The organism is Streptomyces sp. NPDC054956, assembly GCF_053609185.1.
On the sequence record NZ_JBSGXB010000228.1, the window covers coordinates 1 to 12,624 of the forward strand.

Annotated in this window: 13 protein-coding genes and 1 pseudogene; 6 read left to right on the forward strand and 8 right to left on the reverse strand. The window is 72.0% G+C overall.

What is annotated here, in order from left to right; translation table 11 throughout:
• Nucleotides 1–28: 28 nt before the first annotated feature.
• Both ACWGDE_RS27970 and ACWGDE_RS27975 read right to left on the reverse strand, forming a co-directional pair.
• Complete coding sequence (locus ACWGDE_RS27970; protein WP_453391804.1) at nucleotides 29–1,708, reverse strand: DUF2142 domain-containing protein; 1,680 nt, start codon at nucleotides 1,706–1,708, stop codon at nucleotides 29–31.
• Nucleotides 1,669–3,381 (reverse strand): hypothetical protein, encoded by a 1,713-nt coding sequence (locus ACWGDE_RS27975; protein WP_453391805.1) that lies wholly within the window; start codon nucleotides 3,379–3,381, stop codon nucleotides 1,669–1,671. The genes ACWGDE_RS27970 and ACWGDE_RS27975 overlap by 40 nt, the downstream gene beginning before the upstream one ends.
• A 439-nt stretch (nucleotides 3,382–3,820) precedes the next feature.
• Here ACWGDE_RS27975 and ACWGDE_RS27980 point away from each other — a divergent pair, with 439 nt between their 5' ends.
• Nucleotides 3,821–4,564 (forward strand): class I SAM-dependent methyltransferase, encoded by a 744-nt coding sequence (locus ACWGDE_RS27980; RefSeq protein WP_453391806.1) that lies wholly within the window; start codon nucleotides 3,821–3,823, stop codon nucleotides 4,562–4,564.
• A 37-nt stretch (nucleotides 4,565–4,601) separates the two neighbouring features.
• Here the strand turns inward: ACWGDE_RS27980 and ACWGDE_RS27985 are convergent, their stop codons facing one another.
• A complete protein-coding gene (locus tag ACWGDE_RS27985; protein ID WP_453391807.1) occupies nucleotides 4,602–4,949 on the reverse strand; it encodes a winged helix-turn-helix transcriptional regulator in 348 nt (115 codons plus the stop codon).
• A 97-nt stretch (nucleotides 4,950–5,046) separates the two neighbouring features.
• On the opposite strand from ACWGDE_RS27985, the gene ACWGDE_RS27990 reads away from it, so the two are divergent.
• Nucleotides 5,047–5,934: an NAD(P)-dependent oxidoreductase gene (locus ACWGDE_RS27990; protein WP_453391808.1), complete on the forward strand. Its 888-nt coding sequence runs from the start codon at nucleotides 5,047–5,049 to the stop codon at nucleotides 5,932–5,934.
• 19 nt (nucleotides 5,935–5,953) lie between these two features.
• Here ACWGDE_RS27990 and ACWGDE_RS27995 read toward each other — a convergent pair whose 3' ends face one another.
• From ACWGDE_RS27995 to ACWGDE_RS28005, 3 genes are all read right to left on the reverse strand, one after another.
• Nucleotides 5,954–6,829, reverse strand: a complete 876-nt coding sequence (locus tag ACWGDE_RS27995) for an EI24 domain-containing protein (RefSeq protein WP_453391809.1) — start codon at nucleotides 6,827–6,829, stop codon at nucleotides 5,954–5,956.
• Between the two features lie 97 nt (nucleotides 6,830–6,926).
• Entirely contained in the window at nucleotides 6,927–7,349 is a 423-nt protein-coding gene (locus ACWGDE_RS28000; RefSeq protein WP_453391810.1) for an organic hydroperoxide resistance protein, read from the reverse strand.
• Between the two features lie 65 nt (nucleotides 7,350–7,414).
• A complete protein-coding gene (locus ACWGDE_RS28005) occupies nucleotides 7,415–8,434 on the reverse strand; it encodes an NADP-dependent oxidoreductase (protein WP_453391811.1) in 1,020 nt (339 codons plus the stop codon).
• A 95-nt stretch (nucleotides 8,435–8,529) separates the two neighbouring features.
• Here ACWGDE_RS28005 and ACWGDE_RS28010 point away from each other — a divergent pair, with 95 nt between their 5' ends.
• Nucleotides 8,530–8,952, forward strand: coding sequence for a MarR family winged helix-turn-helix transcriptional regulator (locus ACWGDE_RS28010; RefSeq protein ID WP_453391812.1), 423 nt, complete (start codon nucleotides 8,530–8,532; stop codon nucleotides 8,950–8,952).
• Between the two features lie 51 nt (nucleotides 8,953–9,003).
• On the opposite strand, the gene ACWGDE_RS28015 is transcribed toward ACWGDE_RS28010, so the two are convergent.
• On the reverse strand, nucleotides 9,004–9,714 hold the full coding sequence (locus ACWGDE_RS28015; protein ID WP_453391813.1) for an SCO2400 family protein: 711 nt from the start codon (nucleotides 9,712–9,714) through the stop codon (nucleotides 9,004–9,006).
• A 78-nt stretch (nucleotides 9,715–9,792) separates the two neighbouring features.
• Between ACWGDE_RS28015 and ACWGDE_RS28020 the strand changes: the two genes are divergently transcribed.
• The gene (locus tag ACWGDE_RS28020; RefSeq protein ID WP_453391814.1) at nucleotides 9,793–10,407 is read left to right on the forward strand and encodes a hypothetical protein; all 615 of its coding nucleotides are present in this window, start codon (nucleotides 9,793–9,795) and stop codon (nucleotides 10,405–10,407) included.
• On the opposite strand, the gene ACWGDE_RS28025 is transcribed toward ACWGDE_RS28020, so the two are convergent.
• Entirely contained in the window at nucleotides 10,404–11,135 is a 732-nt protein-coding gene (locus ACWGDE_RS28025; RefSeq protein WP_453391815.1) for an esterase/lipase family protein, read from the reverse strand. The genes ACWGDE_RS28020 and ACWGDE_RS28025 overlap by 4 nt on opposite strands.
• A gap of 242 nt (nucleotides 11,136–11,377) precedes the next feature.
• On the opposite strand from ACWGDE_RS28025, the gene ACWGDE_RS28030 reads away from it, so the two are divergent.
• Entirely contained in the window at nucleotides 11,378–12,415 is a 1,038-nt protein-coding gene (locus ACWGDE_RS28030) for a rod shape-determining protein (protein WP_453391816.1), read from the forward strand.
• Nucleotides 12,412–12,624: pseudogene (locus tag ACWGDE_RS28035) on the forward strand (hypothetical protein); the annotation flags it as partial. The gene ACWGDE_RS28030 and the pseudogene ACWGDE_RS28035, both read left to right, overlap by 4 nt.

Genomic DNA, 12,624 nt, shown 5'->3' on the forward strand with positions numbered 1-12,624 from the left:
CCCTTGAGGGGGCGGGCCCGCGGAGCACTCAGCCTGCCGTCTTCACCCGTGCGGGGCCGGCGGATTCGGCGGACTCGGCGAGTTCCGCGGACGCGGCCGGTCCGGCGGGCTCCGCGGACTCGGCGGCCGGGTCCGGATCCGCTCCGGACCGCAGCTCCGGCGCGCGGTCGCGCATCAGCACCGGCACCACCAGGGCGAACGCCGCCACGGTGTACACGACGCTCCACAGCGGCCAGCCGCCGGGCGGGGTCCAGTGCGCCGAGAACGGGATCCAGGGGCCCTTGAGGCCGACCGCGAAGCGCCGCAGCACCCAGAGGAACGCGATCGCGTTCGCCACCGCGAGGCCGGCCGCGCCGTAGCCGACCAGCCGGCGCCAGGGGAAGCCCTTGTCGGACGCCCGCCTCGCGCAGATCATCGCCACCATCAGGGGCAGGCCGACCGCGAAGGGCAGCAGGTAGCGGCCCTGCCAGACCATGCCGATCTTCTCCGCCTGCGCGGCCTGCGCCACCACCGGCACCAGCACGATCGCCACGACCATCCCGATCAGCGCCACCGCTTCGCGCTTGCGGCTGTACAACAGCGCCAGCACGAAGCCCACGCAGATCACGGCGAGCCAGACGTACCAGGTGAAGCGCGGCGCCGGCGTGTCCAGCCAGCCGAAATAGCCGAGCATCTGGTGGATGTACATCTCGGTGTTACCGAACGTCTTGCGAGCCGCTTCCCTCGTGGTGAGCCACCAGGGAACCTTGATCACCGAGTTGTCGGGGTGGGCCGACGCCCAGAGCAGCGCACCGGCCGTGGCGAGGCCGAGCACCCCCGTCCAGACCCACATGGCCTTGGCGCGGAACACCTGGCGCAGCGCACCGCGCTTGGCCAGCACCAGCGCGAAGACGACCGCCCCCGCGAACCAGATCAGCCCGAGCGGCCGGATGGTGATCAGCACCAGGCCGCCGACGCCGGCCCCGGCCAGCCTGCGGTTCAGCAGCGCCGGATCGGGTGACATGGTGATCGACAGCAGGGCCGTCCACAGCAGGATTCCGGCAGCGATCTCGCCGCCGCTGGGGTTGACCATGCCGATCATCAGCAGGGTCATCGGCGTGGCCGCGGTGAGGACTCCGAGCACGGCGAGCGAACGTCCGCGCTCCCGCCCCGCGGCCATGACCACGGCGCCGGCCAGCAGGGCCGAGCAGAACAGCGCCGCCATCAGGCGCATCAGGTACAGCCCCTTGGGGCCGTCGACCAGCAGGCTCGGCCAGCCGGTCAGCATGTAGTAGGCCGGGTGGTAGCGACCCGCTGCGGTGGGGACCTCGACGATCTTCTGGGAGTCGCCGATCTCGGGTGCGCAGGACGCGGCCGTTCCGGCGTGCCACGAGTAGCACTCGTGGTGCTTGGGGAGCTCCGCGTACCACTCCGGGAGCTTTACGCCGGTCTCGGCGAACTCACCGGGAATGCCCGCCACCACGTGCGGGACCATCACCTCGGAGCCGTTGATCTGCCCCCGGGCGACGGCCGCCGCCCGGATGAAGTGCGCGTGCTCGTCGGGGGACGCGCCGAGCGGGGTGGCCGCGGACCAGGAGGCTGCGATGGTGAAGAAGAGGACGAAGCTGACGGCCCAGAGCCTCTTGGGGGTCCGGGCCGACCAGTCGGCCAGCCGCGTCAATGCGGAGATCATGTCGTCCTCGTGATCAAGGGAATGTAGGTCAGCCACGTCTGATCGCCCTCCTTGGAGCACTTGTGCTCCGGGGCGAATTTCGGGCATTTGCCATTCTGCTGACGAATAGTGTGCGACACGTACGGCAGGATGCGGTAAGTGCCGTCCTGGGCCGGCATGTACCGGTCGGCCATCGAGGAGGACACCGTGCCGAGCAGGAGCAACAGCGCACACAGGGTTCCGATGACGGCCCCCTCACGGCCCGGGAAACCCCGGCGTGTCGCGGTGGTTCCCGGGTTCGCGTCGGTGCCCGCGCCCGACCCCGCGTCCGTGGTGCGCCGTTCGGCCAGCCGCTGGGAGACCAGGTGGGCCACCAGCGCGGCCAGGATCAGACCGCAGTAGAGCAGCTGGTTGTTGGTGCGGAGGTAGAGCTGGACCGTCTGCGTCTCGTACATGTGCGAGGCGATGTACATCCGCATCAGCCACGCGGAGATGAACATCGCGGCGATCGTGACCACCATCGGCTTGCGCAGGCCCAGCCAGATCGCGACGCCCAGGCAGACGAAGGTCACGATGGCGAACAGCCCGACCCCGCCGAACTCGCCGGGCAGCGGCCATTCGCCCACCTTGCCCGGCATGTCCGTGCGCCACATCAGGTAGTACGCCGGGTCGGTGAGGGTGTCGAAGGTGAAGTTGCTGTCCTTGGTGGTCTGCCCCTCCTTGAGCATGACCAGCAGGTACTTCCCGGCCACCACCATGAACGCGGCCAGGGCCGCGCCCATGAACGCGGCGCCCTTGAGCCGGCCGGTCTTCCACGGGAAGTACAGCAGCGCGGCGAAGAACACGCCGGCCGCGCTCCACAGGAACCAGCCCGAGTAGGTCAGGAAGAGCAGCCCGAGCAGCGCGCCGAAGCCGGCGCCCTTGAGCAGCAGCGGGCGCCAGTTCGCGGTGCCGCTGCGGCTCAGCGCCACGACCATGGCCACCAGCACCGGCACGAGCACGACGAGGACCGTCTGGCTGTACGGCTTGTAGGCGTCGATCAGCGCGAAGGCCGGTACGACGCCGAAGGCGAGCGCCCGGATCGGGCTGAGCAGCATGCGCCAGGCGAAGTAGGTGAGCGGGCCGAAGAAGGCGGCCCCGAGGATCTGGAGGTCCTTGAAGGCGTAGGCGGTGTTCCCGTGGCGGAACCACTCGGCGTAGTACCCGAGGGTGTAGAGCGGCGCCGGCGGGTAGACCGGGGAGCCCGAAGGCTGCCCGTTGGCCACCATGTGGGCCCACTCGACGATCCGGCCGCTGTCGCCGTTGAGGCCGAACATCGGCCACGGCGTGCCGTGGAGCGCGACCACGGCGCCCGCCCCGACGAAACCGCTGGCGAGGCCGACGATGCCGGCGGCGGATATCCGGGTGGCCAGGTCGAAGTGGCGGCCACCGCGCAGCCTCATCGCCAGCACCACCAGGCCGACGAGCAGCAGACCGAGCAGGGCGAACCGCAGCTGGATCGCGGCCAGGCCGCTGACCTGCGCGATGCGGTCCAGCGGATCGAGATGGAAGCCGCGCGCCAGCAGCGGGAGGACGAGTGCGCCGGAGAAGGCCACGACCGCCTCGAGCAGCAGCAGCGCGCCGCGCGAGCGCAGGAGGCGGCCGGGGCCTGACGCGGATCCGGCGGGCGTGGCCGTCCTGCTCTCGGGATCCGGGCGTGCGGGCACCGGCTCCTCGGTACTGACTGTCACTGAAAGATGTCCCTACTGCTGGTCGGTCCTCGGCCCTGCGGCCGGTCGTTCCTCAGCAAGCCACTGTCCGGCTCGGGCCCCGAACGACCGGCGCTCCGGACAAGGACGCGGACTCAAGGACGGTGTGGGACAGCTTTGACTCTTGCCGCCGCTCATACTATCGGGTGGCACAGGAGCATAGCGGAGCCCCGTGCGCCCGCCCCCGCGGTGGGCACGGCCCCGGAACTCCTGGCGAAACAGGGCCCGGCGCGGCCGTGGAAGGCCCCGGGAAGGCCCTCGAAGGGGCCTGCGGGCGGCCGGCGCCCCGCCCTGGAAGGGGCCGGACCGACCGGCCCGCCGCACCGCCCCGAACGGCCCGCCAGCCCTTCCCTGCACCCCATCCGACCTGGGGTTTTGCCTTTTTCGACGGTAAGATCGGGGACACGGGAAAGGGGTTCGGATGGACCGGAACATACGCAGTGTCGACGATGTGCTCGCCCTCATGGACGGCCTCTTCGCGCCGGAGGCCGACCGCTGGACGACCGGCGGCTCCTCCTGGTGGGACGGCTTCTACGCGGACCGGGAACGCCCGGTCCCCTTCTTCGTGGCGAAGCCCGACGAGAACCTCGTCTCCTACCTCGACCGCGGCCTGATCGCCCCGGGCGGGCGCGCCCTCGACCTGGGCTGCGGCCCCGGCCGCAACGCCCTGCTCCTCGCCTCGCTCGGTTTCGACGTGGACGCCGTGGACCTCTCCCCGACGGCCCTGGCCTGGGCCGAGGAGCGGGCCCGCGCGACCGGGGCGGCGGCCTCGCGGATCCGCTTCCACCAGGGCGACGCCTTCGGCGCGGCCGGCGCCGGGCTCGTGGGCCCGTACGACCTGATCTACGACTCGGGCTGCTTCCACCACCTGCCGCCGCACCGCCGCGTCAGCTACCTGGCCCTGCTGGACCGGCTCCTGGCACCCGGCGGCCGGTTCGCCCTCACCTGCTTCGCCTCGGGCGCGATGGGCTCCGAGCTGTCCGACGCCGAGTTCTACGGCCGGACCCGCCTCGAGGGCGGCCTCGCCTACACCCCCGAAGCGCTCCGGTGGATCTTCGGCGAGCTCACCGAGGTCGAGCTGCGCCGGATGAACGACGAGCCGCCCGCCTCCGGCTCCTTCGGCGAGGAGTTCCTGTGGACGGCGCTGTTCAGCCGCCCGGCCTGATCCGCCGCGCACCGGCCGGGACCCCTCACCGGGGGTCTCAGGCCGTGTGCCGCGCCCCGTCGGGGATCAGGTTCTTCGTCCCCCACGCGCCGAGGGCCGCGAGGGCCTCGTTCAGCTCCCCGCCCAGCGGGGTCAGGGAGTACTCGACGCGCGGCGGGACCTCCTCGTAGACCTCGCGGTGGACGATGCCGTCCGTCTCCAGCTCGCGCAGCTGGGCCGCGAGCACCTTCTCGGAGACCCCCGGGACCAGTCGGCGCAGTTCGCCGAACCGGCGCGGGCGCTGCTCCAGCTCCCACAGGATCGACACCTTCCACTTGCCGTCGATCACGGACATCGCCGCCGCGATCCCGCAGTGATCCGCACCGGGCCGCTGTGCCACCGCCATCACGCACCCCTCCCCACCTGTTGGCTCACCTCGGGGTAACCACCCACTCCGAAGTGCGTACTTGAGCGCCTGTCGGCCTGCCACCAGGCTAATCGTCATGACCGACACCAGCAGGAAAACCCCGCTCACCCTCCTCGGCCTGGGCTCGATGGGCACCGCCCTCGCCCGCACCTGGCTCGCCGCCGGGCACCCTCTGACCGTCTGGAACCGCACCCCCGTCAAGGCCGAGGCCCTCGCGGCCGAAGGCGCCGTCGTCGCCGCGAGCCCCGCCGAGGCGGTCGCCGCGAACGGCCTGGTCGTGCTCTGCCTGCTGGACCACGCAAGCGTCGACTCCGCCCTCGAGGGCGTGGACCTCACCGGCAAGGACCTCGTCGACCTGACCACCGGCACCCCCGCCGACGGCCGCGCCCGCGCGGCGTGGGCCGAGGAGCGCGGGGCCCGGTTCCTCGACGGCGGGATCATGGCCACCCCGTCGATGATCGGCGTCCCCGAAGCCGGCGGGTACGTCTTCTACAGCGGCTCCCCCACCCTCTTCGAGGCCCACCGGGGCACGCTCGAGGTCCCGGCCGGGGCCCGCTTCGTCGGCCCCGACCCCGGGCACGCGGCCCTGCACGACATTGCCCTGCTGAGCGCGATGACCGGGCTGTTCGCCGGGATCTCGACCGCCTACGCGCTGATCGAGGGCGAGGGGATCTCCCCGAAGGACCTGGCTCCGCTGCTGACGGAGTGGCTGGGGGCGATGGGCTTCTTCGCGGGGGCCGCCGCCGAGCGGCTGGTCTCGGGGGACTTCACCACGGGCGTCGAGTCGAACCTGGCCATGCAGGTCGCGGCGAGCGCCACCTACCTGCGGGCCGCCGCCGAACAAGGGGTCAGCCCCGAGCTGATCAGCCCGTACCTGGACCTGATGCGGGAGCGGCTGGAGGCCGATCCGGCGGCCCACGGCGGCGAGGACACGACCGGGGTGATCACGCTGCTGAAGCGCTGAGCCCCCCGGAATCCGGGCCTTACGATGCCCGGCCGTCCCAGTGGGCGGGCGGCGGGCCGAAACTGCCGGCCGGAGTCGGCCCCGCGTCGCCTTCGCCGTGGGCGTCCCGCGTTTCCCGTGCCTGCTCGGGCTGCTCCTGCTCCTGCCCCTGCTCCTCGTCCCCGCCCACCAGGTCCCTGGCCATCAGCGTGGCTCCGGCCACCGCGCCCGGCATCAGGAACACGGCGACGAGCGGCACCAGGAAGGCGAGCACCAGCGGTACGCCGAAGCCGAGCACCAGCGCGCGGCGCGAGCGCAGCAGCGCCAGCTGCTCGGGGAGCTCCATCCGGCGGCGCATCAGGGCGACGGAGGTGAGCTCCTGGCTCAGGAAGAAGCCGGAGACGCAGAATCCGACGGCCGGGACGACGGTCTGCCCGAGCACCGGGACGAAGCCGAGGCCGAAGAGCAGGATGCCGTAGAGCAGCACCCGGCCGAGGATGCGCAGGCTGTCACGGGCGGAGATCCACAGTTCCTGGAGGAGCGTGAGCCCGGATTCGGGGACCTCGCCGCCCTCGCTGCGGTCGACCTGCTCCGAGAGGGACTCGTAGAACGGCTGGCCCACGAGCAGGGTCACGGCGGTGAAGGTGATCACCGCGAGGAAGAGTCCGAGGCAGAAGACCAGGGCGGTCAGGAAGCCGCGGAAGAGCCCGAGCCACGGGGAGGACCAGCCGTCGGCGAAGGGGGTCGCCCAAGCGATCAGGTCGTCGGCGCCGTAGCCGAGGCCGATCAGCGCACCGGCGTACAGGACCAGCGAGACGAGCCCCGGGAGCAGGCCGAAGCCGAGCCATCGTCCGTGCTTCAGTACCCATCGCTGTCCGGCCAGCAGATAGCCGAATCCCCCCGCAAGATCACGCATGGGGGCAGTTTAGTGCGGTGGCCGGACATGCCGGAGGCCGCACCCCGGTGCCGGGGTGCGGCCTTCGGCGATGAAGCCGCGAAGGGTCGTCCGAGGATCAGACCGCGAGCTCGACCGTGATGTTGCCACGGGTCGCCTTGGAGTACGGGCAGACCTGGTGGGCCTTCTCGATGAGGTCCTTGGCGGTGGCGGCGTCCACGTTCGGGATGCTGGCCGAGATCTTGACGATGATGCCGAAGCCCTCGTCGTTCTTGCCGATGCCGACCTCGGCGGTGACGGTGGAGCCGGAGATGTCGGCGTTCTCGTTGCGGGCGACGACGCCGAGCGCACCCTGGAAGCAGGCGCTGTAGCCGGCGGCGAACAGCTGCTCGGGGTTGGTGCCCTCGCCGCTGCCACCGAGCTCCTTCGGCGGGTTCACGACGACGTCGAGCTGGCCGTCGCTGGTGGAGACGCGGCCGTCACGGCCGTTCTCGGCGGTGGCTACGGCGGTGTACGCGACGTCGGACTGCTGGATGGACATGTAAGGAAATCCTCCTGGTAATCGCCGCGACTCGCGCCCACGCGTCGTGGCGGTGTGGAGTGAGCCTAACGGGTGAAGGAAACGATCATCTTTCCGGTGTTCTCGCCGCGCAGCATTCCGAGGAAGGCGTCGGTCGCGTTCTCCACGCCCTCGAAGACCGTTTCGTCGGCGACGAGCTGCCCCGAGCGCAGCCAGCCGGCCACGTCCTGGACGAACTGCGGCTGGAGCCCGGCGTGGTCGCCCACGAGCACGCCCTGCAGGCGCAGCCGCTTGCCGATGACCATCGCGAGGTTGCGCGGACCGGGCGCCGGCTCGGTGTCGTTGTACTGGGCGATGGCCCCGCACAGGGTGGCTCGGCCGTGCACGTTCAGGGAGGAGATGGCGGCTTCGAGGTGGTCGCCGCCGACGTTGTCGAAGTAGACGTCGATGCCCTCGGGCGCGGCCTCTCGCAGCTGGCCGGCGACGGGGCCGTTCTTGTAGTTGAAGGCGGCGTCGAAGCCGTACTTCTCCGTGAGGAGCGTCACCTTCTCGTCGGAGCCGGCGGAGCCGATCACCCGGGAGGCGCCCTTGATCTTGGCGAACTGGCCGACGAGGCTGCCGACCGCACCGGCGGCGCCGGAGACGAAGACGGAGTCGCCCTCCTTGAAGGAGGCCACCTCGAAGAGGCCCGCGTAGGCGGTCAGGCCCGGCATGCCGAGGACGCCGAGGTAGGCGGAGAGCGGGGCGAGGGAGGCGTCGACGGGGGTGGCGTGCTTGGCGTCCACGTCCGCGTACTCGCGCCAGCCCAGGCCGTGCAGGACGTGGTCGCCGACCGCGAAGCGCTCGTCGGCGGAGGCCACGACCTCGCCGACCGCGCCGCCGTCCATGGGCTGGTCGAGCTGGAAGGGCGGGATGTACGACTTCACGTCGTTCATCCGGCCGCGCATGTAGGGGTCCACGGACATGTGGAGGTTGCGCACCAGGATCCGGCCGGGGGCCGGGGCGGCGACGGGAACCTCGCGCAGGGCGAAGTCCTCGGCGACGGGCCAGCCCTGCGGGCGGCGGACGAGGTGCCACTCGCGGCTGACGGCAGGGATCTGGGACATGAGGCGCTCCTGATGGGGGAAGAAATGCTTCACAACGTGAAACAACCATGCGCCTGGATATTTCATGTTGTCAAGTAAATGGGTACGCTGGTTTCATGCCCAGTCGTCGCGCAGACCCCCTGACCGTTGAGGTCGTCGAGCTCATCGGCGACGTCGTGTCCCGCTACCACGAGGAGTACGAGCACGCGGCCGCCAGCCACCAGCTGACCGGTGCCCAGGCCCGCGTGCTGAACCTGCTCTCCCTGGAGCCGATGGCGATGCGCAAGATCGCGCAGAAGCTGAAGTGCGAGCCGTCGAACATCACCGGCATCGTGGACCGGCTGGAGACCCGGGGCCTGGTCGAGCGCCGCCCCGACCCGGCCGACCGCCGCGTCAAACTGGCCGCGCCCACCGAGGAGGGGCTGCAGACCGCCGACCGGCTGCGCGAGTCGCTGGACTTCGCGCGCGAACCGCTGGCCGGTCTCTCCACGGCCGAGCGGGCGGTCCTGCGCGACCTGCTCAAGCGCATGCTGGGCTGAGCCGGCCGCTCACGAGCAGCGGCTCAGGAGCAGCGGCTCACGGGCAGCGGCTCAGGAGCAGCCGAAGATCCAGAACACGCACGTCTTGCTCGGCTTCGGCGTGGGCTGCGGGGGCGTCCCGGGCGGCCCCGACGTGCCGGAGGTGCTCGGCGCGGGCTGCCCCGACCCCGTGGGACTCGCGGTTCCCCCGGGCCCGGGAGTCCCCGGCCCCGGCTTGCCCGACACGGAGGCCGACGGCACCAGCCCGGGCGCCGGACTGCCCGCGGCGGTGCTCCCCGGCCCGGCCGTCTTCGTGGCGACGGCGGTGGCCTTCGCGGTCCCGGGGGCCTTGCCCGACGGCGGCGCCGACGGCGGCGCGGGCGCGCCCGGCCGGCTCGGCAGGGCGTCCGGCTCCTTGGGACCGTCGTCGGTCAGTACCACCGTGGCCGCCCGGTCGGAGCGCTGCCCGTCGTCCGCCATCCGCGCCACCGCCAGCGAACCCACGGTCGCGAGCAGCAGTCCGAGCCCCGTGCCCAGCACGGCCCGGCGGCGTCTGCGGTGCGTGGCCCGGCGGCGCGCACCGGCCCTGCGCTCGTTCGGCACGGACAGCACCACGAGCGAGTCGGCATACACATCGGCCAGCGTGGACTGGGCCGCGGGCTCTCCCGCCACGGTGGCGGGGGCCGCGGGCGCGGCGGGTATCAGGTACTCGGCCGGGGTTCCGCACCCGGCGCACGCCAGTGCGCCGTTGAGGTGCCTCCGACACGCGGGGCAGTAGTTCATAGGGGCCGCACGCTACGTGGTCCCCGGCAACATCCGTATCCCGGAGACGTAAGGATCCTGTGTGGAATCGTTGACTCCATGACAGCGAACCCGACTCCGGGCGCCCGGGGTCCCTTCGGGCCCGCCTCCTTCCAACTGGTGCTGCTGCGCCGGATGGCGGACTTCCAGCCGGGCCTGGCCGAGGAGGCCCGACTGCGGCTCGGAGCCTCGCTCGCGGAGCAGCGGGAGGCCAACAAGCGCTGGCAGGCCATGGTCAGATCCCCGCGCTCGCGGGGCGCCCTGGCCCGCTATCGCTCGGTGCTCGGCCCGCCGGAGGCCGTGGAGTCCCGCACGATCGGCGACCTCACCTGCGAGGCCCTGCTGTGGCCGGTGCCGCTCTGGCCCGATCTGCGCTTCGAGGTGCTCGCCGCGCCGGACGGGGCCGTCTGGAACGAGTGGCTGGTGCGGGCCCCGGGCGCGGGGAGCCCCGTACTGGAGTCGCCGGCCGACCTGCGGCCCTGGTCGGCGACGGTGGACGAGGTGGCGCGGGCCTTCGCGCCGGTCCGGCCGATGGAGGGGACCGCCCCGACGCGGTGGCGGCTGGCGTTCACCGCGTCGGGGCGACGTTGCGTCGCGGAGTTCACGTACGGCCTGCTCCAGGAGGTCCTCGTCGCGGAGGCCCAGGAGCTCGGGGTCCAGGAGCTCGGGGCCTAGGAGCGCAGGAAGGCCCGTACGCCCGCCGAGGTGGCGTCGTCGCCGAGGAGGTCGTTGTGCTTGAGGCAGCCGACGGGGGTGTTCAGCGCGCCGGCGAGCGGGACGCTGTCGTCGGGGTTGACGACCTCGTCGCAGTTGGACCAGAAGGTCGCGTACTTCACCGTGCCGGGGGTCTCGTCGCCGGAGTTCAGGTTCTTCACGACGTAGGACCCGGGGGTCATGTCGCGGCAGGCCTGGTCCCACAGGGCGCAGGCCCAGGCGGTGGAGGTGCCATGGTTGGGGCCGGCCAGGGAGACCCAGTGGTTGACGGTGGCACCGCCGCCGCCGAACTTGACGTACCAGCGGCTGACGAGCGAGCCGAAGGAGTGGCCGACGATGTCCACTCGGGCGGCGCCGGTCTCCCGGCGGACCTGGTCGACGTAGGCGGCGAGCCGGCCGGAGAGCACCTCGTTGACGGACTGGTGGGTGTCGTAGCCGAAGGAGAAGAGCTCGGAGTCGGCGTACCCGTCGGCGCGCAGGTCCTCGCCCAGGGCTCCCCAGACGCCGGGGTCGGCGTTGTAGCCGTGGACGAAGACGACCGGGGTGCGGGCGGCCGAGGCCCCGGCGGAGGCCCGGCCCGAAACCGGTTCCGACATCGTTCCCGCGGCCTGGGCGGGCAGGGCGGGCGCCGCGAGCAGCACCGGGCAGAGCGTCAGGAGCGCGAGGAGTCTCTGGCGGGCCGTCAGCATCGGGTCCCCTTTACCTTGTTACGGGCGAGTAGCACGTTCGGTGCGGGCATGCTCGCGCCTGTCGGGACAGAAATCCACCCCCGTGCAGCACCCTCCGGCACCTCTCCCGCCCCTCCCGTATCCGACGACACCCCCCACCCGGAGCATCAAATCGGGCAATACGGGTAATTCACCCGAGAAGATACGAAGTGTGACCGGCACCCGCCGGTCTTCTTGCGTCAGCGCTCTCGGGAGGATCTGCCGTGACCGTCAGTCTTGAGCAGTTGCGCCGCTGCCACGTCGCCGTCGACCTCGGAGCGGCCAGGACCCGCGTGTACGTCAAGGGAGCCGGTCTCGTCGTGGACGAGCCGAGCGTCGCCGCGGTGAACACGCGGACCGGCGCCCTCATCGCCGTCGGCACCTTCGCCGAACGGATGACCGGCCGCACGCCCGACTACATCCGTGTCGTACGCCCCGTCTCCGGCGGCACCGTCGTGGACATCGAGATGGCCCAGCGCATGCTGCGCCACCTCCTCGGCGAGAAGCTGCGGCGCGCCCTGCGCCGCAAGCCCCGGCTGCGGGCCGCCGCCTGCACCCCCCACGACGCCGACCCGCTGGCCCAGCGGGCGGCGGTGGAGACGATGGTCGGCCTCGGCGCCCGCCGCGTCGAACTCGTCGACACCCTGATCGCGGCCGCCGTCGGCTGCGGACTGCCCGTGGAGCAGCCGACCGCGACGATGATCATGGTGTGCGGGGCCGCGGCCACCCAGGTGGCCGTCCTGTCGCTCGGCTCGATCGTCACCGCCCAGCGGATCCCCGTCGGCGGCGAGGCCATCGACCACGCCGTGGTCCAGCACCTGCGCCACGCGCACGAGCTCATGCTGCCCAGCCAGGCCGTCCGCCCGCTGCAACTGGCCCTGCACGGCAACGGCATCACCGCCGGAGGCCCCACCTCCACCCTCATCCACGGCCGCGACGTGGCCACCGGGCTCGCCCGCTCCGTCCACGTGGACACCGCGGCCGTCCGGGACGCCATCCACACCCCGCTGACCGCCGTGCTCGACGGCATCGGCAAGGTGCTGCGCGACTGCCCGCCCGACCTGGTGGCGGACCTGACGGACCGAGGGATCATGATGGTGGGCGGCAGCGCCCTGCTGCCGGGCCTGGACCAGATGCTCCGCGACGCCACCGGAATGCCCGTGGCCATCGCGGAACGGCCCGACGTCTGCGCGGTACTGGGCCTCGGCATGATGCTCGAAGGGAAGATCGCCCCCATGGTTCTGAACCCGCTGGCCGAATGACGCACGCCGCGCCATCCCCCCATGACGGCGAGGTCCGGCAGCCCTCCACCCTGCCCGTCCTCCTGGAGGCGGTGCTCAGCGTCGGCTCGGAACTCGAGCTGCGCACCACCCTCCAGCACATCGTGGACTCCGCGGCCGACCTGTGCGCGGCCCGCTACGGCGCGCTCGGGGTCGTCGACCCCCAGGCCGCCGTGGATTCCCAGAGGGTT